Source organism: Ligilactobacillus salitolerans (assembly GCF_003864415.1).
Classification (GTDB): Bacteria; Bacillota; Bacilli; order Lactobacillales; family Lactobacillaceae; genus Ligilactobacillus; species Ligilactobacillus salitolerans.
Genome location: NZ_BFFP01000015.1, coordinates 1 through 15553 on the forward strand (window position 1 = coordinate 1; position 15553 = coordinate 15553).

The window sequence follows — 15553 nt, forward strand, 5'->3', positions numbered from 1 at the left end:
GAGAAAAAGCAAAGACACTGACTTAACAATTGAGAAAAAAGAAACCCCATCTAAAAGATAGAGTTTCAGAGACCATCAACACTATTTGACGTAGTCCCATTTTTTTTTTTACCAAATTTAAATTCCAGAAAAATATTCTGCTTTTTTTACGTATATATGATTAAGGAGGAAACGAAATGGATGAAGAAGTCGCGAAATTGCTCAATGCTGCCATCGCAGTCCATGCGAGTGATATTTATTTGCTGCCCAAAAAAGCAGAATATCAGATTGCCTTTTATCTGGAAGGCCGCTTTCAAATTCAACAGGAGTTAAGTCTAGTTCAGGCGCAAAGGCTGATCAATTTTCTCAAATTCAAGGCTGATATGAATCTCAGTGAGCGGCGCAGGCCACAGCTAGGGGCGTGGACCTATCAAGATCTTCAACAACAAGTTTTTTGCCGTCTTTCAAGTGTGGGGGCATTTTTAGGTGCTGAATCATTGGTGATCAGGCTGATTTATCCTAGTTTGACTGCTACTGGGTATTTTTTCCCAGAGCAATTTGAACAGATCAAAGCTGCCTGTAAGCAACGAGGCATGGTCTTATTTGCCGGGCCGATGGGGTCAGGAAAAACGACTGCGATGTATAGTTTTGCGCAGTCGTTTAAAGAGCAGCTGATTATGACGATCGAGGATCCAGTTGAGATTTACGAACCCAATTTTCTCCAGCTGCAAGTCAATGATAAAGCCGATATGTCGTATGAAAGCTTGTTAAATGCCGCTTTACGCTTACACCCGGATATTTTTATCATCGGTGAGATCCGTAATGAAAGGACGGCTGCTTTGGCTGTCAGAGCGGCTTTAAGCGGGCATTTAGTCCTAAGTACAGTCCATGCTAAAAATGTCTATGGCGTTTATGCACGCTTGGTTAATCTTGGGATCTCTAAGTTTGACTTGGAACAGACGGTTCAGCTGGTGTCTTATCAGCGGCTGATCGAAACAACTGGACCAATGCCAAAGGTGCTGTTTGATTTATTGACACTTCAAGATGTGTCTTGGCAGCAGATCGAAGCAAAAAAGAAAGGAGGAATGACTGATGAATGGAAAAACAGGCTCATTTCTTGCAAAGACTCCGGTGAGATCACGCCCGCAATTCTGGAGAAGTACCTCCAGGGTTAAAGGAAAAATGAGCTTGAAAGAACAGGCTGATTTTTTTAATTTATTAGCTGATCTGCTTCAAGCCGGCTTTTCCTTAAAGAAAAGTCTAGAAAATATGCAACTGTTGGAAACTAGTACCAGTGGTAAAATTTCTCAAATTCTAGCGCAGTTAGAAGCCGGGGCGACCCTTAGCAGTGCGCTGTCTGCCTGGATCTCTGCTACGACATGTATCCAGTTAAGATTGGCTGAACAGCATGGTGAAGTCGAGCGCAGTATTCGTGAGCTGGGTAAATTTTTATTGCGCGAAAGCGAACAACTAAAAAAAATTAAGGGTCTATTGTTCTATCCGTGCATGCTGCTGGTTCTGTTGGCAGGGATCTGTGTTTCGATCAAAATCTGGCTGTTACCGCAGCTGGATGAATTTACAAAGATGAGCAGCCAGCAAGACACTAACCTGGGTGGCTTTGATTGGACCAGGTTGGTCCAGTGGAGTTTAGCGTTTATTGGGATCTTGCTGTTTTTGTACCTGTTTAAGGTCCTCTATTGGTGGAGCAGACAAAAGGCGCTTTCCCGGCACCTGTGGTATTCGCAACTGCCGATTTTCGGTAAACTTTATTGCTCTTACAGTGCTTATTTGATCTCATTGAATCTTTCGTTGATGTTCAAAAGCGGGTTGAATTTACAAGAAATTTGCCAAATTCTGATCAGTTTGTCTTCCAAAACACTCTATCATCAACTTGGCTTGGAATTGGCCAATTTTTTGGAAAAGGGGCGCGAGCTTAACAGCTTTATTCAAAGTTACCCCTTTATTCCGCAAGAACTGCTTTTCTTTTTAAACAACGGAGACACACTCATAGAGCAATCTAACGAGTTGCTGATCTTCTCCGAAAATTCATACCGGCATCTGTTGCGTCAGGCTGATCATTTGCTGACCTGGCTGCAGCCATTGCTTTTCTTTGTGATCGCTTTGATCATTATTGGGACCTATCTCATTATTTTATTACCCATGTATTCTAGCATTGGAGGAATTTATCAATGAAACGGAGAAAAACACCGGGATTTACTTTAATAGAAATCGCTGTGCCTAAATATTTCTAAATGTCAAAACTCCACTGTATATCTAGTTTGTTGTTATATACAGTAATCTGCTTGATGAGCTGTTTTACCAGCGTCTTTTGTTGATCGTATTCTAGGCTAAATATATCGTCCGATTTGCTGAGCAGTTGCTGGGCTTCTGCCGGCTCAACATCTGGCTTGGCCATATTATTTAGCTTGGCGGTGATCGCCGTATGTTGTTCCGCCAACTTGTCCCGTCTCTCGTTCAGTCGCTCTAGCGGCAAGTCGTGCGAATCAAGGTAGAGATCTATTAGCTTGGCTTGTTGGCTCTCTATTTTTTTCAGTTCGTCTTTCAGCGGACCCACGTCGCTGTTGCGATTGCTTGGAACGATCAAGCCAGGGCTCAGCTGCAGCTTGTGGATCTCACTCAAAATGTACTCCTCTAGCTCTTTCATGTCGTGGTTGCAAGATGGGCAGAAGCCGTATTGGCGCAGAGTGAAAGCTTTCTTTGAGAAACGCGAATTACACTTATAATAACGGTGTGGTCCATGCTTCGTGTGACTTTTCAGCACCGAAAACGACGCTGTGCAATAGCCGCATCTTAGCAGACCGGACAGCATGAACTTAGCGCGGAATGGTCTCGGGTTGTTGCTCATTTCCGCAGCTGTAATCTGCCGGCGTTTCAGCTCCGCTTGCGTCTGCTCATAGATCTCTGAGCTGATCAACGCTTGATGCGTGCCGGGGAATGTCTGGCCCCGATACTTGGTTATGCCGGTGTATGTTTCGTTATCCAAGACACCCCGAACAGTCCTGTACGACCAATTAATGTCTTTTCCCAAGTGGCCTTCTTCGTTCAAGTGATCTCTAATTTTGGTGATTGATACTCCGTTCAAATAGTCAGAATAGATTCGCTTAACAATAGATCCCTGGAACTCGTCCACAAACATTTGATCGTTGCGGTAGGTGTACCCAAACGGTGTATTAGACCAGTTCATGGCTTTGCCAGACTTCGCCCGTCCAACTTTTCCCATTGTCATCCGTTCTCTGATCTGTTCCCGTTCTAGCTGAGCGAACACCGACAGAATGCCGATCATAGCCTTGCCGAAAGCCGTTGAAGTATCAAAGTTTTCAGAGAGGCTCACAAATGCCACGTTATACTTGTTGAAAATGTCTTCGATAAGATAGAGTGTATCTTTCTGCGAACGTGATAGGCGGTCTAATTTATACACCAAAACTGTATCAAAGTAGCCAGATTTTGCGTCACTAACTAGTTTCTCCATGCCTGGGCGGTTGATATTAGAGCCCGAAAAGCCAGGGTCCTTATATACTTTGGTTAAGTTCCAATCGCGTGCTTTACAGTATGCCGTCAGCTTTTCAACTTGCTCATCAATCGAATATCCTGACTCGGCCTGTTCCATTGTTGAAACCCTTACATAGCCAGCTACCTGTTTAATTTGCTTTTCCATTAATAAAACCTCCGTGGTATAATAACAAAAGGGTGCACTGCACCCCTATGACAATGCGGGCACATCCTTAACTTTGCCGAGTGGGGGATGTGTTTTTTTGTATTATTTAAACGGCAATTCTAACGGTTGAGCTGTGCCAATATCTTCATACGTATCTGTATTGGCGACAGAATCAAAGTTAATTGTAAATTTATCAATCTTGCTTTGATCTTCGGTTTTGATTAGCGCTTGCACTACATAATCACTATTTGCATTAGCAGCTAATGTCTCGCCAACTGATTCATCATTTAAATATTGCCCTTGGCTGATTTGCTGACCTGTACTGGTGACTAATGATTTTACACCGTTGACCTGCACTTCGTTTGCAGAAGTATTCTTTGCATTAAACTGAATCTGAACATAGTAAAATGGATTAGTTACACCGTTCGTGCTGAAGTAGTCATTGTCATATGACCTTTGAGCTTTGGTTTTAGGCTCTGCTTTGAACAACTTTACATCCTTGATTTTAAATTCAACTGGACCGTCTTTGGCAACCGTATTTTCGGGAGCTGTGATTTTTGTTAGCGTAATTTTACCCATATCCTCATCGTTGGACCACTGACCAACTTTTAGCAATGGACCGTTGGTGATCTCTCTGTCGTCCTTTTTGCTAGATGAAGTTTTACCCGCCTGTGTGGTTTTAGCGGACTTACCAGCATTATCCGATTTATCCGCTGAGCTGCTTCCACATCCCGCCAGCAGCAGGCCTAAACTTAGTAATGCAATACTAGATACAACTGATTTCTTCATTTTGAAATCCCCCATAAAATATAATTTGTCCCCAGTTTTTAACGTCCTTGTCTGGTGGACTATGTAATCGTTTAAAACTTTGAGATTTTAAAAAGTTCGCCTCGGTGTATAATTGAGACGAACAAATGATTCTTAAGCTCTAGCCGGGTAACCCCTAACCACAGGCTAGAGCTATTTTTATAGTTCGACGACTGATCGGACTGCCTTTCCGATGATTCTGCCTGTGTAATCGTCTGACAGTATAATCGGATCAAAGCCCGGATTGTCCGGCATCAACATAACTATGTCTTGCTGACGCTTGACGCGCTTCAATGTAGCCTCTGTGTCGCCGTTGACCAGCACTGCGGCGATCTCTCCATCTTCAACGCTTGGCTGTTCTCTAACTAGTACATACGAGCCGTTAGGGATCGTCGGCGCCATTGATTCGCCTTTAGCCTTTAAGTAAAAAAGGCTTCCGGTTGGCAAGTGATCGGCTACGGTCTCCCTGTATTCTTCGATGTTCTCGTCTGCGGTTATTGGATTACCGCAAGCGATAGTACCGAGAACAGGGATGCGTTTAATGCCTGTGGGACGTTCTAGATTAGAAGGTGTTACCTCCACTAAGTCAGCTTTTTCAACGTGGAAGTAATCTGCCATCATTTCGATCTTATCTATTCTTGGATAGGTTTTTCCGTTGATCCAATCTGACACCGTTGTGTATTTCAAGCCAAGATCGCCAACAAGTTTGTTTCTATCTATCCCCAAACGCTTCATCTGTTTCTTAATGTTAGCAGACATCACTTTCTTGTTTCCCAATTCGTTCATTACGTTTCACTTCCTTTCTACAATTATCATATTACGGCAAAAACGTATATAACGCAATAGATATATTAAATAAATTACGGTTATTTCGTAATTTATCCTTTACATTACGGTTAAACCGTTATATGATTAGAATATAGAAAGCGAGGCGATAACATGAAGATTACTTTAAAGGCTTTGAGAGTGAACTATGGATTAACTCAAAAAGAAATGGCCAAAGTTGTTGGCGTATACCCAGATACATGGGCTAACTACGAAAACGCAAGGACGTTTCCTAATAAAGATGTCCTTGATAAGATCGAAAAATATTTCGGTGTAAACTACAACGATATTATTTTTTCTTCTTATTTACGGTTTAACCGTAATTTAGTCAACGAATAGAAAGGAAGTTTCAAATGAACAATTTAGCAGCAATCAAAACAGATATGACTATCGAAAGCCGCGAAGTAGCCAAGATGATTAGCAAACGACATGATCACTTGGTCAGAGATATCCAAGGATACATTAATGATATTTCTGAAAACCCAAATTTGGGGACTCAGGATTTCTTTATTGAAAGTTCCTATAAATCAGAAGGAAACAATAAAACTTACCCTTGCTACTTGCTCACCAAGAAGGGCTGCGAATTTGTAGCAAATAAGATGACTGGCAAGAAAGGCAACTTGTTCACCGCTAGCTATATCACCAAGTTTAACCAGATGGAACAGTCACAACCAGTTCAACAGTATCAAATTCCGCAGACGTTGCCAGAAGCATTGAGACTGGCGGCAGACGAAGCTGAAACAATCGAGGCTCAGAAAAAGCAAATTGAGCATGATCGCCCATTAGCAATGTACACCGAGATCATTTTGAAAAACCCTGGCTTAACTAAGACAAGTGTAATTGCTAAAAATTACGGAATGAGCGCGGCGACATTCAATGAACTTCTTCATCAATTGCATATCCAATACAGACAGGGTAATGACTGGATGCTCTATGCAGAGTACCAAAACAAAGGCTACACACATAGTGAACCATTTGCATTTAAACACAAAGACGGTACCAAAGACGTTAAGTATTCAATGAAGTGGACACAAGAAGGACAGAAGTTTCTGTACGACAGGTTAAAGGAAGTCGGCATTGTCCCAGCTGTTGAGCGTATGAAAGGGTGATCCACATGCCAAAAATGCAAATTATCAACCACGACGCATCCGGCAAGCTGATCCCCGACATGTCCCAGGTCAAACTCTGGGAAGTTGCCCCAGAAACACATCGGATCGTTTGCCAGATGTTGCAAGGCAACTCCACCGAAAGAAGCGTGGCGCCATGACCGCCGGCGAATCAGTCCTGTTGTCGGTCATAATCTATCTAGCATGGTCGGCTATCCGCTGGCTAATCGAAAGGAAGAAATAAAAATGAAGTTATATCAAGCATTAGACGTTAGAAATGGGCAACTTGAATTCTTTTCTTCGCGAAAAGGAGCTATTGAATTGTTTATCAATCGTTATCCTAATGCAAAGGTATCAGTAATCAGTTCAAAATTATGGCAGAAAATTTGTGATCGTTTTGGTTTCAGTGAGTTCGATATCGACAATTTTCAATTTGATTTGATGGATGAGCAAGCTGAAGCAGCTGAGGATTTGTTTCTGGATGGGATTTAGGAAGGAATGAACATCGTTGACCGAAGTACTAGTAACAGCGCTGGTAATGTTTCTGATCGTAGGAGCGGACCAGCTAGATTACATGTGGAAAGAGAGGAGGCAAGCTAATGAGTACAGCAATGATCGTTCAGATTATCGTGGTAAGCATTTTGCTGGTGGCGATTCTGACAGCCTCAATAATCGGATTGATTAAGGTGATTCCTGAGATCAATCAGATTTGTAATGATTTAGAGCCAAAAAATAGCCGTGACGGCAATCACGACTAACAAACATTATTAAAAAATTTTACACGGTTATTATACCAGATTGGAGCCAATTATGACACCTATTGAGGAGTATGAGCAATGCAAGCGTCGAATTGCGTATGAAGATGCACCAGAGAAGCGAATTAAAGCAATGAAGTTAATCCTTGCTGATTACGGCGATGTTCTATCTGACAGTCAGATCAATAGTTTGAAATTAAACATTAAGCTGGTCCAGCAACAAGTAGAGGAGCAGAAACAACAAGAGCAGGAGCTTGAAGACAAGATCAATCGATACATTGATAACGTGTGGAGAGTTCTCAGCACCGATGAGTACATTCAATTTCTGGAAGACATGTATACCGCATATCACACGTACGGCACAACTTTAGCAGATTTTCATATTGCGATGAGATGTTTCAACGAAGCTGGCGAGATACGGGAGGCATTGCAATGACAGTTAATGACCTGTATCTTGACCGCTTGCAAGAGCAGCAAGACAGATACTCAAGCGAGTGGCAACGGCAATTTGGTAGATGCAATATTCCTGAACCACCAGAGCCTCTGATTGATTTTGGCGGTGATCGCATCACTGAGGATGAAGTCTGGATGACCGACGATGGTCTAGTTCCACTCAGTCAGATATTTGCATATTGCAAAGACGCAATAGATGAGGATGTTCCCGACTTAGAAACAGCAATTAAGTTAGTCGAAAATGATGGAGGTTATGAATATGAACAACAATGAAGTGGCAACAAAACAAGAGCATTCAGTAACGTTTGGAGTAAATGGTGAAGATGTAACTTTAACAGCTAATACAGTTCGAAATTATTTAGTCGATGGTGGTGGTCGAATTAGTGACCAAGAAGTTGCGATGTTCATCAACCTTTGCAAGTTCCAGCATTTGAACCCTTTTCTAAAAGAAGCATATATCATCAAGTTTGGTAGCCAGCCAGCGCAACTCATTACTTCAAAAGAAGCCTTCATGAAACGGGCTGAGAATCATCCCCAATATGCAGGTATCAAAGCTGGTGCGATTCTCTTACGGAACAACGAAGTTGTATATAGCAATGGTGCTTTTGCTTTACGAACTGACAAGGTTGTTGGTGGTTGGGCCGATGTTTTTCGCAAAGATCGAAAAGAGCCGCATCGCGTTGAGATTTCAATGCAAGAGTTCAGCAAAGGGCAATCAACTTGGAACACGATGCCAGCCACAATGATCCGCAAAACCGCAATCGTTAATGCTTTGCGTGAGGCTTTTCCAGAAGCATTAGGTGGCATGTACACCGAGGACGATAAGAACCCGAACGATCCAGCACAAGGAATGAAGTCAGTCGAAGCAACCGAAAGAGAGCAACAGGCTAATTCGATTCTAAAAGGTGCTACAAACGATAATAATGTTCAACCAGTTAATGACATTCAAGACACATCAACTGAACCAGAACAGGTTGAAAAGGATGTTAAACAGGAAGATGAACAATCTGACGATGAAATAACTGAAATCATTCAAGGGTACGAAGAAACACAGGCAAACGATCAGGAAGAACAGACTGAATTGTTAGACGAAATCACAGGACAACCAAAGGAAGATGAGCAGTAATGAAACTAACTCAAGATAATTATTACTCACATGATACGGACTTCAAATATATGTCCGTATCAATCTTCAAAGACTTTATGAAATGCGAAGCTGCAACCTTAGCAATGTTGAAAGAAGACTGGGAGCCGAACCGAGATAATACAGCTCTGCTAGTCGGAAACTACTTGCATTCAAACTTTGAAAGTCCAGAGGCACATGAGAAGTTTCTGTCAGACAACAAGAAATTTTTGTACAAGTACGGTAATCCAGAGAAAGGCATCAAATCACAATACAAGCAAGCTGACAGCATGATTTCAGTGCTGGATCACGATGAAGCTTTTAGAAATGTGTACGAGCCAGGTCAAAAAGAAGTGATCGTGACTGGTGAGATTGAAGGTTTTGCGTGGAAGGGCAAGATTGACAGTCTTGTTTTAGATCAGAATTATTTCTGTGATTTAAAGACAACCGCTGATATCCATAAGGGTATCTATGATCCAGAGATCAGACGCAAGGTTCCGTTTGTTAAGGCATACGGATATTACATGCAAATGGCTGTCTATCAGGAGCTCATCAAGCAGCAGTTTGGAGTTGAGTGCCAACCGTTTATCTTTGCAGTTAGTAAGCAAGACCCACCCGATAAGATGGCAATTGACTTTAACTCTGTTGACGATGGTTATGAACTAGACGATGCTCTTGAATTTATTAAGGATAATCAAGAGCGTGTGTGGGACGTGATGAATGGTGAAGTTAAGCCAAAGAGATGTGGCAAATGCGAATACTGCCGCATGACTAACGTGATTGATAACTTTACGCATGCAAGCGAGATTGAAGTTGATTAAAGATGTGGCTACCAGCTTTTATTAAGCAAATAAAGGGTGCTGAGTTACTTGTTAAGTTAGAACAGTCGATTAACTTAGAGCATCTCAAAACGATGTATAACGGCAATCTGAGCAAGATATATGCAAAGGTAGAGATCGTTGATCCAAGAAAGATGCGTCCAAGCCAAAGACGGCTCTTCTGGGCGCTCTGTGAGGATATTTGGGCTTGGAATGGTCAACCTAAGAAAGACCTAGAAGATTATTTCAAATTTGAATATGCCGTTAAAAACGATGGCAAAGAAATCAGTCTAAAAGAAAAAGCAAGAACTACCGCCTCAGAAGCTAACGAATTATTGAACATTGTTACTGATTGCATTCTTGAAAACGGCGTGCCTGTTAAAAAAGGTTATGAGTTACTGCCAAGAGATGAGAACTACTTTCTGTATCAATGCTGCAAGCATCGAAAGTGCGTTATTTGTGGCAAGCATGCGGATATTGATCACATTGACGAAATCGGTTCAGGTTTAAATCGAAATCATGTAGATCACACCAAACGGCATGTGATTGCATTATGTCGGATTCACCATTCAGAGCGGCATCAGATAGGCAATAAGCAATTTAGCAAGAAGTACCACATGCCACTGAACGGTATCAAGTTAGACGTTGAAACGCTCAAGAAGATAGGCGTTAAGGGAAATTATCGAGAGGAGAAAGAACATGACAGTTCGGAAAGTGACCAAGCAAGATAGAAAATTTCAAGGCGTTTGGATACCAGCCAAGTATTGGCTAGATGAAGACTTGAAGATTGTTGAGGTTGTGTTTTTAACTGAGATAAATAGTTTAGACAATGATCAAGGCTGCTTTGCTTCAAATAAATATTTTTCTGAATTCTTTGGTCTAACTGCTGGGAGATGTTCGCAAGTTATCAATGGTTTAGTCGATAAGGGTTACTTGTCTGTTGAATATGACAGAGAAGGAAAACAGATAAAAAAGCGAACACTCAGGGTAGTTAATAAATTAAATACCCCTATTAAGAATATTAAAGGGGGGTATTTAGAAAATGCTGAAGGTAATAATACAAGTATTAATAATACAGAAAGAGAAGGTAGTAGTAGTAAAGAGCCCTCAAATATTTTTGTCGAATATCAACTGACTGGTGCGACATTGAGTAATAATCAAATGCTGATTCTGATGGACTACGAACAACGTTTGGGAGATGAGCTTATCTTGCATGCTATCAGCTATATGGACGATTATGCTACGAAGCCTAACTTTAACTATCTTAGAAAAATTCTCAATGCGTATGAAACTAAGAATGTTACCACGGTTGAAAAAGCAGAAGAGATAGAAAAAGCGTGGGTAGAGAAAAACGAGGCCAAGAGCAAGAACTACCAACGTCCAGCCAAGCCTAAGCACCACAGCATTAAGGACACTTGGGATAAGGAGCATGAACGCAAAGAGAAGCTCAAACAAGAGTACCTGGCTAAGTATGGTGAAGTTCCTGTCAATCTTGATACTTTAATGGACCGTCCAAATATTAAGCCAATGTTCAAGGCTGATGAAGAAAAAGAGATGGCTGAGCTGGGAATTAGTGAGGATGATATGCCGTGGTAGAAAGTAGCATGAGTTCAATAAATGAGATCGTTCTGGCATATGTCAAGAAATACTCAGACGAAGAAAAAGAGTTCTGTCCTGAGTGTTTGGAGAGAGGTAAGGAAACAACTATGTTCAGACCTCAAGGCGACAAGATAACTTATGACGATGGTGTTAAGCATGTTCATAAAGGTGTCAAGAAAGCAGCATTCTGTCCTGTCTGTGGATACTCGACTTTGGACGGTGGCACGAAGCCAGTTACTAAAGACGAGTTAGAGCGGCGAACTGCTCAAATAGCTACCGAGAACAGCCTAAAACATGGAGCAATTGGTTATCTGACTTCAACGTCAATTTTTGCCAAAGATATAACGAATTGTACCTTTGATAATTTTGCAAAAGACAACGCTGACCGCCTACAAGTTGCGAGATACGTTGCTAAAGGTGCGATTCATCTTAGCAAGGGAGATAACACTCACATGATATTGCAGGGACATACAGGCTCAGGAAAGACACATCTAGCCTTTGCCACAATTAAAGATGTGTTCAGCAGAACTAACTACCGTATCAAATATCAGAAACGGCAAAGAGGGACTAGCGAATCCGTGGATGCTTACCGAAATATTGAAATCGTGTTTTGCTCGTGGCCATTGTTAATGAAACAGATTAAGGACGGTTTCAATGACGATCAGATAAAAAAGGCAACCGATCGAACTGTTTCAGCATTACAGACCGCAGACATTGCAGTTATTGATGATTTGGGAGCTGAACGAGACACAGACTTCAACTTCGAGCAAATCGATAATCTAATGCAAATCAGGGAAGACATGCCTTTGATTGTCACAACTAACGAAAGCTTTAAAGAACTAACGGAAAAATACGACGAGCGAACCGTTTCACGCATTCAAGCACATAGTGCATTGATTAAGTTCGATCACGTGCAAGATTATCGAACCGAGGTGGCGAGTTGATGGAAAAGGATAAAGACAACGAAGAAACAGAATACCACGAGATGGACATTTTCGAATGCCTGGCAGAAATCGAAAGGGCGGGATATTGATGGCTAAGTTTCACATCGGCGACATCGTCCGAAATCATTATATGGGAGATGATAATCCATATAGAAACTTTATCTACCTAGGAGTGGAAGGAAAATTTATCAAAACTATTCAGACTGATGGGAAGAAGATTGAACAGGGCAAATATTATAAAAGCATCATACGTGAGTTTGAGAATAAGTTTGAAGTAATCGGACACTCAGAAGCTATGGACGCAATGGTAAAAGAGCTGTTAAAGTAAGGGAGAGATTAACATGACAACAGTCTGGTCGTTATTCGACAGTGGAAATAGTTCATACAAGAAAACTATAGACAAGTATTTTCATGAAATTAAAAATTATTCGATCGGCGTTGACAAGCTCAACAAAAATCACAATTTTATAAATTTAGATCTAGCAGATTTTCATGAAATATTTGGAGACATAAAGTTATTTGACACGTTAGATAAACTTCCTAAGCCGGATATTATTCTGGCAAGCCCACCGTGTGAATCATGGAGTGTAGCAAGTGCTATGAGAGGGGGCAATAAGTTTTACGAATGGTCTGACGGGTATCTAAAGATGTCGACCGATACCAGGATCATTTCTAAAAATGACGGTCCTTATAAGTCTTATCCGTGGAAGGTTATGTATACCAGAATCAACGGCGAGCTTTGTGCCTACAATACAATAAGAATTATAGAAAAATACCACCCAGAACATTGGGTTATTGAAAATCCGCAAAGTAGTCACATATGGCAATACTTAGAAAAATACCATAACTTTACAGGTTTCAGTAATGTGGCTCACTACGCAGCATATAACGACAATTTTCCAAAAAAACCGACAACATTTATGTCTGATACATTTCTATCGCTTGCCCAAATGGAAAAAGGTAGGAAGGCAAAGATTGTAATTGGTGATCGTGGCTGTGGAAGAAAACAAATAAGAGATTATAACGAACGATCAAATATCCCAGAAGAATTAGTTAAGGATATTCTAGAGCAATTATTGGAGGTGCAGCTATGACAACAAGCAACCACCCAGATTGCCAATTTACCGCCGAAGAACTCAAGCAATACGGCTTGGACGGCGAGCTGTTCGAGAAAGTTGAGGTAGAGGAATGAGTAAATATTTAGGGTATATCGAAAATGCTGAATTTGGTCGGGCGTCAGACGTGGGCTTTATGTTTGGACTAATGCTAGTCATTACTGTCCCAGAGCACGGCATAGCAAACTTCAATCACTATATGGTAAACACTTCTGAGAATTGCAAAAATAAAGAAGCTGTTGATAAGGCTATTCTAGATTATTGGCGGACGATTTATGCATTGCTAGATGATGCGAAAGTTAGTTCTGTCAGCGAATTGAAAGGCGTACCAGTAGAGGTTGATTGTGATACCAAAATCAATAATTTCAGAATTTTAACAGAAGTAATTCCCAAGTAGGAGGATAAACAATGACAAAATACCGCAAAAAATCGTTAATCGAAGCTGAGCAATGGACTGGATCAAAGGTAATGGCGGATAAGTACCACATTCAATTTGGGGCAGCTGGTGATATGCGGATACCAACCCTTGAAGGTGATATGACACTTGACTTTGGCGATTATATCGCTACTGGAGTTCGAGGAGAACATTGGGCTATCGAAGAGAGTATTTTCAAGGAAACTTACGGAGAAGTTCAAGACGGCTGCGGATGTTGTAGGGCACAGACACCGCTTAATAGAACACCTAACTCAGATTTTGTGATTACCATTAGCAAACTCGATCCTGGCAATCCGCAGCTGGAAATCTCGATGGACGAGGACGGTTACTTTGCTGATTGTCCGGTTAACTTCTGTCCGAAATGCGGCAGAAAGCTACGGGAGGATAACGAATGAAAATTACAGGTGAAGATTTATTGAAGTTGACCAATCAGTTTGGGGGCGACACATTTGAAGAGGTGGTCGATTGTGATACGGAAGGCAACTATGCAAGAAGTTATGAGCCGATTACTCCACTCTCTGAGCTCAACATCCCCGATTCGCTGATTGACCAGTATATTAAACAGAGAGACAAGCGGTACTATATCCACTTAGTCCCTGGTGAATTTGGTTATTTTATCAAAAACATTTCAAATGATCGCTACGATTGGGATCTTGCTGACAATGAATCAGATGTAAACTATAAAACTGAATTTACCACTGCAGAAATTGATGAGCTATGCGCCAAATACCCGCATATCGACTTCTGGGCGTGCGTGGAGGAGGTGACCGATAATGTGTAAATTCTGTGATGGAAAAAGCCTTGATCTATCGGGGCTGACTGATGAACAAGTTGAATACGGAGACATGGCCTTTTGCTACATCTTACCACCTTATAATGGTAAACCATTTCGCCTTGAGTACGGTTCATATGGTGATGGCTATGACGGACAGGCAAGCCAAACAGAAATCAAATTCTGTCCTATGTGCGGGCACTCGCTGGAGGTTAAATCATGACGTTCTACGCATTATACAAAGGTGACACGTTCATTACGATCACCGACACGATCCAAGAGATGGCAGACTACATGTACATCAAATTCAACTCAGCACGCTGGCTGAGCTATCCCGATGCGCACAGGTGGCAAGCAGGGAAGGATGCACAACTAATTTATAAATATAAACTGGAGGAAATTTAAAATGACAAATTATCTATCATGGTTATTCAACCAATTAAAAGGCTGGTCGATGCAGAATTATCTGTTGTGGTTTTTCTCGTTTGGCTTTCAGTTAGCACTACTAATTAGCGCACCGATTACGACTGTCGCTGTTATCACGTTTACTGGAGCGTTGCTTGGCACTCTCTGTGTGCTGTCGATTAATGCTGCCAAGTCAGTCAATGGTTGGCTGGGTCTATTATCTGCAGCTTGTTTTATCTATGCTGGGTATACGGCTAAGAATTATCTGTCAATTTTCGAGCAGGTTGCCTATATCTTAACGCTTGACTTGCCTGTATTGCTTGCGGTTAAGTCTTGGAATTCTGATACGGTCAATAATCTACGGAAATTTACACCAAAAGCATGGGTTATTTCAATCATTCTCACTCTGATTGTTTGGGTAGTGTCGGCATATGCTATTGGCGCGCTGACAAACGATCCGCGTCCAATTATTGACGGCTTAGCATTCGCAATCAATCTGACTGCTGGAATTATCTGTTTTTTGCGCTACAACAATCAATACATCTGGTGGGTCTGTGGTGGAGTATTGCAGTTAGTCCTCTGGGCTGTTACGTACGCACAAGGAGATGCTACTCTGGCAATGGCGGTCAACTCATTGATCTACGTTGCTAATGATGTGCTGGCATTCACTGTGTCGCCTTGGTTTAATCGGGGGCGGAAAAATTTAGGATTAGAACAAATCAAATAACTTTGGGGGTGGC

The 15553-nt window shown here is 41.6% G+C and carries 25 protein-coding genes; 22 read left to right on the plus strand and 3 right to left on the minus strand.

The features are described 5' to 3' along the window. The first annotated feature begins 176 nt into the window (after nt 1–176). Both comGA and LFYK43_RS05385 read left to right on the plus strand, forming a co-directional pair. On the plus strand, nt 177–1154 hold the full coding sequence (gene comGA / locus LFYK43_RS05380) for a competence type IV pilus ATPase ComGA (RefSeq protein ID WP_124976175.1): 978 nt from the start codon (nt 177–179) through the stop codon (nt 1152–1154). A gap of 7 nt (nt 1155–1161) precedes the next feature. After that, the gene (locus tag LFYK43_RS05385; protein ID WP_229717967.1) at nt 1162–2172 is read left to right on the plus strand and encodes a type II secretion system F family protein; all 1011 of its coding nucleotides are present in this window, start codon (nt 1162–1164) and stop codon (nt 2170–2172) included. 55 nt (nt 2173–2227) lie between these two features. Here LFYK43_RS05385 and LFYK43_RS05390 read toward each other — a convergent pair whose 3' ends face one another. From LFYK43_RS05390 to LFYK43_RS05400, 3 genes are all read right to left on the minus strand, one after another. Beyond that, nucleotides 2228–3643 carry a recombinase family protein gene (locus LFYK43_RS05390; RefSeq protein WP_439957207.1) on the minus strand — a complete coding sequence of 472 codons (1416 nt, stop codon included), beginning with the start codon at nt 3641–3643 and terminating at the stop codon, nt 2228–2230. A gap of 114 nt (nt 3644–3757) precedes the next feature. After that, nucleotides 3758–4444 carry a hypothetical protein gene (locus tag LFYK43_RS05395; RefSeq protein WP_124976181.1) on the minus strand — a complete coding sequence of 229 codons (687 nt, stop codon included), beginning with the start codon at nt 4442–4444 and terminating at the stop codon, nt 3758–3760. A 177-nt stretch (nt 4445–4621) separates the two neighbouring features. Continuing rightward, complete coding sequence (locus tag LFYK43_RS05400; protein WP_124976183.1) at nt 4622–5248, minus strand: LexA family protein; 627 nt, start codon at nt 5246–5248, stop codon at nt 4622–4624. 153 nt (nt 5249–5401) lie between these two features. Here LFYK43_RS05400 and LFYK43_RS05405 point away from each other — a divergent pair, with 153 nt between their 5' ends. The 20 genes from LFYK43_RS05405 to pnuC all read left to right on the plus strand — a co-directional run bounded on the left by LFYK43_RS05405 (nt 5402) and on the right by pnuC (nt 15540). Next, complete coding sequence (locus LFYK43_RS05405; protein WP_124976185.1) at nt 5402–5626, plus strand: helix-turn-helix transcriptional regulator; 225 nt, start codon at nt 5402–5404, stop codon at nt 5624–5626. Nucleotides 5627–5640: 14 nt separating this feature from the next. Next, nucleotides 5641–6396: a phage regulatory protein/antirepressor Ant gene (locus LFYK43_RS05410; protein WP_124976187.1), complete on the plus strand. Its 756-nt coding sequence runs from the start codon at nt 5641–5643 to the stop codon at nt 6394–6396. Between the two features lie 5 nt (nt 6397–6401). After that, on the plus strand, nt 6402–6554 hold the full coding sequence (locus tag LFYK43_RS12520) for a hypothetical protein (RefSeq protein WP_158609192.1): 153 nt from the start codon (nt 6402–6404) through the stop codon (nt 6552–6554). A gap of 85 nt (nt 6555–6639) precedes the next feature. Next, complete coding sequence (locus LFYK43_RS05415; protein ID WP_124976189.1) at nt 6640–6885, plus strand: hypothetical protein; 246 nt, start codon at nt 6640–6642, stop codon at nt 6883–6885. Nucleotides 6886–6992: 107 nt separating this feature from the next. Continuing rightward, nucleotides 6993–7151: a hypothetical protein gene (locus LFYK43_RS12525; RefSeq protein ID WP_158609193.1), complete on the plus strand. Its 159-nt coding sequence runs from the start codon at nt 6993–6995 to the stop codon at nt 7149–7151. A gap of 130 nt (nt 7152–7281) precedes the next feature. Continuing rightward, the gene (locus LFYK43_RS05420; RefSeq protein ID WP_124976191.1) at nt 7282–7584 is read left to right on the plus strand and encodes a hypothetical protein; all 303 of its coding nucleotides are present in this window, start codon (nt 7282–7284) and stop codon (nt 7582–7584) included. Further along, a complete protein-coding gene (locus tag LFYK43_RS05425; RefSeq protein ID WP_124976193.1) occupies nt 7581–7874 on the plus strand; it encodes a hypothetical protein in 294 nt (97 codons plus the stop codon). The genes LFYK43_RS05420 and LFYK43_RS05425 overlap by 4 nt, the downstream gene beginning before the upstream one ends. Beyond that, a complete protein-coding gene (bet, locus tag LFYK43_RS05430) occupies nt 7861–8727 on the plus strand; it encodes a phage recombination protein Bet (protein WP_124976195.1) in 867 nt (288 codons plus the stop codon). The genes LFYK43_RS05425 and bet overlap by 14 nt, the downstream gene beginning before the upstream one ends. Next, nucleotides 8727–9545, plus strand: coding sequence for a PD-(D/E)XK nuclease-like domain-containing protein (locus tag LFYK43_RS05435; protein ID WP_124976197.1), 819 nt, complete (start codon nt 8727–8729; stop codon nt 9543–9545). The genes bet and LFYK43_RS05435 overlap by 1 nt, the downstream gene beginning before the upstream one ends. 2 nt (nt 9546–9547) lie before the next feature. Continuing rightward, nucleotides 9548–10273, plus strand: coding sequence for a putative HNHc nuclease (locus tag LFYK43_RS05440; RefSeq protein WP_124976199.1), 726 nt, complete (start codon nt 9548–9550; stop codon nt 10271–10273). Next, entirely contained in the window at nt 10242–11138 is an 897-nt protein-coding gene (locus LFYK43_RS05445; protein WP_124976201.1) for a DnaD domain-containing protein, read from the plus strand. The genes LFYK43_RS05440 and LFYK43_RS05445 overlap by 32 nt, the downstream gene beginning before the upstream one ends. Nucleotides 11139–11146: 8 nt before the next feature. Then, nucleotides 11147–12085: a P-loop NTPase family protein gene (locus LFYK43_RS05450; protein ID WP_148095605.1), complete on the plus strand. Its 939-nt coding sequence runs from the start codon at nt 11147–11149 to the stop codon at nt 12083–12085. Nucleotides 12086–12173: 88 nt separating this feature from the next. Beyond that, a complete protein-coding gene (locus LFYK43_RS05455) occupies nt 12174–12413 on the plus strand; it encodes a hypothetical protein (RefSeq protein ID WP_124976205.1) in 240 nt (79 codons plus the stop codon). A gap of 13 nt (nt 12414–12426) precedes the next feature. Next, the gene (locus LFYK43_RS05460; protein WP_124976207.1) at nt 12427–13179 is read left to right on the plus strand and encodes a DNA cytosine methyltransferase; all 753 of its coding nucleotides are present in this window, start codon (nt 12427–12429) and stop codon (nt 13177–13179) included. 94 nt (nt 13180–13273) lie between these two features. Further along, nucleotides 13274–13597 (plus strand): hypothetical protein, encoded by a 324-nt coding sequence (locus LFYK43_RS05465; protein WP_124976209.1) that lies wholly within the window; start codon nt 13274–13276, stop codon nt 13595–13597. Nucleotides 13598–13608: 11 nt separating this feature from the next. After that, nucleotides 13609–14031, plus strand: a complete 423-nt coding sequence (locus LFYK43_RS13085; protein ID WP_174713967.1) for a hypothetical protein — start codon at nt 13609–13611, stop codon at nt 14029–14031. Then, complete coding sequence (locus tag LFYK43_RS05475; RefSeq protein ID WP_124976211.1) at nt 14028–14417, plus strand: hypothetical protein; 390 nt, start codon at nt 14028–14030, stop codon at nt 14415–14417. The genes LFYK43_RS13085 and LFYK43_RS05475 overlap by 4 nt, the downstream gene beginning before the upstream one ends. Continuing rightward, on the plus strand, nt 14410–14631 hold the full coding sequence (locus LFYK43_RS05480) for a hypothetical protein (RefSeq protein WP_124976213.1): 222 nt from the start codon (nt 14410–14412) through the stop codon (nt 14629–14631). Before LFYK43_RS05475 ends, LFYK43_RS05480 begins: the two co-directional genes overlap by 8 nt. Further along, nucleotides 14628–14813 carry a hypothetical protein gene (locus LFYK43_RS05485; RefSeq protein WP_124976215.1) on the plus strand — a complete coding sequence of 62 codons (186 nt, stop codon included), beginning with the start codon at nt 14628–14630 and terminating at the stop codon, nt 14811–14813. Before LFYK43_RS05480 ends, LFYK43_RS05485 begins: the two co-directional genes overlap by 4 nt. A gap of 1 nt (nt 14814) precedes the next feature. After that, nucleotides 14815–15540 (plus strand): nicotinamide riboside transporter PnuC, encoded by a 726-nt coding sequence (gene pnuC / locus LFYK43_RS05490; RefSeq protein WP_124976217.1) that lies wholly within the window; start codon nt 14815–14817, stop codon nt 15538–15540. Nucleotides 15541–15553: the final 13 nt, after the last annotated feature.

Excerpts from the sequence above, each read along its gene's own strand:
- LFYK43_RS05440 (WP_124976199.1), top strand. The coding sequence starts at position 9,548 with ATGTGGCTACCAGCTTTTATTAAGCAAATAAAGGGTGCTGAGTTACTT.
- LFYK43_RS05395 (WP_124976181.1), bottom strand. The coding sequence starts at position 4,444 with ATGAAGAAATCAGTTGTATCTAGTATTGCATTACTAAGTTTAGGCCTG.
- LFYK43_RS05485 (WP_124976215.1), top strand. The coding sequence starts at position 14,628 with ATGACGTTCTACGCATTATACAAAGGTGACACGTTCATTACGATCACC.
- LFYK43_RS05425 (WP_124976193.1), top strand. The coding sequence starts at position 7,581 with ATGACAGTTAATGACCTGTATCTTGACCGCTTGCAAGAGCAGCAAGAC.
- LFYK43_RS05435 (WP_124976197.1), top strand. The coding sequence starts at position 8,727 with ATGAAACTAACTCAAGATAATTATTACTCACATGATACGGACTTCAAA.
- LFYK43_RS05465 (WP_124976209.1), top strand. The coding sequence starts at position 13,274 with ATGAGTAAATATTTAGGGTATATCGAAAATGCTGAATTTGGTCGGGCG.
- LFYK43_RS05480 (WP_124976213.1), top strand. The coding sequence starts at position 14,410 with ATGTGTAAATTCTGTGATGGAAAAAGCCTTGATCTATCGGGGCTGACT.
- pnuC (WP_124976217.1), top strand. The coding sequence starts at position 14,815 with ATGACAAATTATCTATCATGGTTATTCAACCAATTAAAAGGCTGGTCG.
- LFYK43_RS05450 (WP_148095605.1), top strand. The coding sequence starts at position 11,147 with ATGAGTTCAATAAATGAGATCGTTCTGGCATATGTCAAGAAATACTCA.
- LFYK43_RS05415 (WP_124976189.1), top strand. The coding sequence starts at position 6,640 with ATGAAGTTATATCAAGCATTAGACGTTAGAAATGGGCAACTTGAATTC.
- LFYK43_RS05445 (WP_124976201.1), top strand. The coding sequence starts at position 10,242 with ATGACAGTTCGGAAAGTGACCAAGCAAGATAGAAAATTTCAAGGCGTT.
- LFYK43_RS05405 (WP_124976185.1), top strand. The coding sequence starts at position 5,402 with ATGAAGATTACTTTAAAGGCTTTGAGAGTGAACTATGGATTAACTCAA.
- LFYK43_RS05475 (WP_124976211.1), top strand. The coding sequence starts at position 14,028 with ATGAAAATTACAGGTGAAGATTTATTGAAGTTGACCAATCAGTTTGGG.
- LFYK43_RS05385 (WP_229717967.1), top strand. The coding sequence starts at position 1,162 with ATGAGCTTGAAAGAACAGGCTGATTTTTTTAATTTATTAGCTGATCTG.
- LFYK43_RS05400 (WP_124976183.1), bottom strand. The coding sequence starts at position 5,248 with ATGAACGAATTGGGAAACAAGAAAGTGATGTCTGCTAACATTAAGAAA.
- LFYK43_RS12525 (WP_158609193.1), top strand. The coding sequence starts at position 6,993 with ATGAGTACAGCAATGATCGTTCAGATTATCGTGGTAAGCATTTTGCTG.
- LFYK43_RS05420 (WP_124976191.1), top strand. The coding sequence starts at position 7,282 with ATGAAGTTAATCCTTGCTGATTACGGCGATGTTCTATCTGACAGTCAG.
- LFYK43_RS05460 (WP_124976207.1), top strand. The coding sequence starts at position 12,427 with ATGACAACAGTCTGGTCGTTATTCGACAGTGGAAATAGTTCATACAAG.
- LFYK43_RS05455 (WP_124976205.1), top strand. The coding sequence starts at position 12,174 with ATGGCTAAGTTTCACATCGGCGACATCGTCCGAAATCATTATATGGGA.
- bet (WP_124976195.1), top strand. The coding sequence starts at position 7,861 with ATGAACAACAATGAAGTGGCAACAAAACAAGAGCATTCAGTAACGTTT.
- comGA (WP_124976175.1), top strand. The coding sequence starts at position 177 with ATGGATGAAGAAGTCGCGAAATTGCTCAATGCTGCCATCGCAGTCCAT.
- LFYK43_RS12520 (WP_158609192.1), top strand. The coding sequence starts at position 6,402 with ATGCCAAAAATGCAAATTATCAACCACGACGCATCCGGCAAGCTGATC.
- LFYK43_RS05410 (WP_124976187.1), top strand. The coding sequence starts at position 5,641 with ATGAACAATTTAGCAGCAATCAAAACAGATATGACTATCGAAAGCCGC.
- LFYK43_RS13085 (WP_174713967.1), top strand. The coding sequence starts at position 13,609 with ATGACAAAATACCGCAAAAAATCGTTAATCGAAGCTGAGCAATGGACT.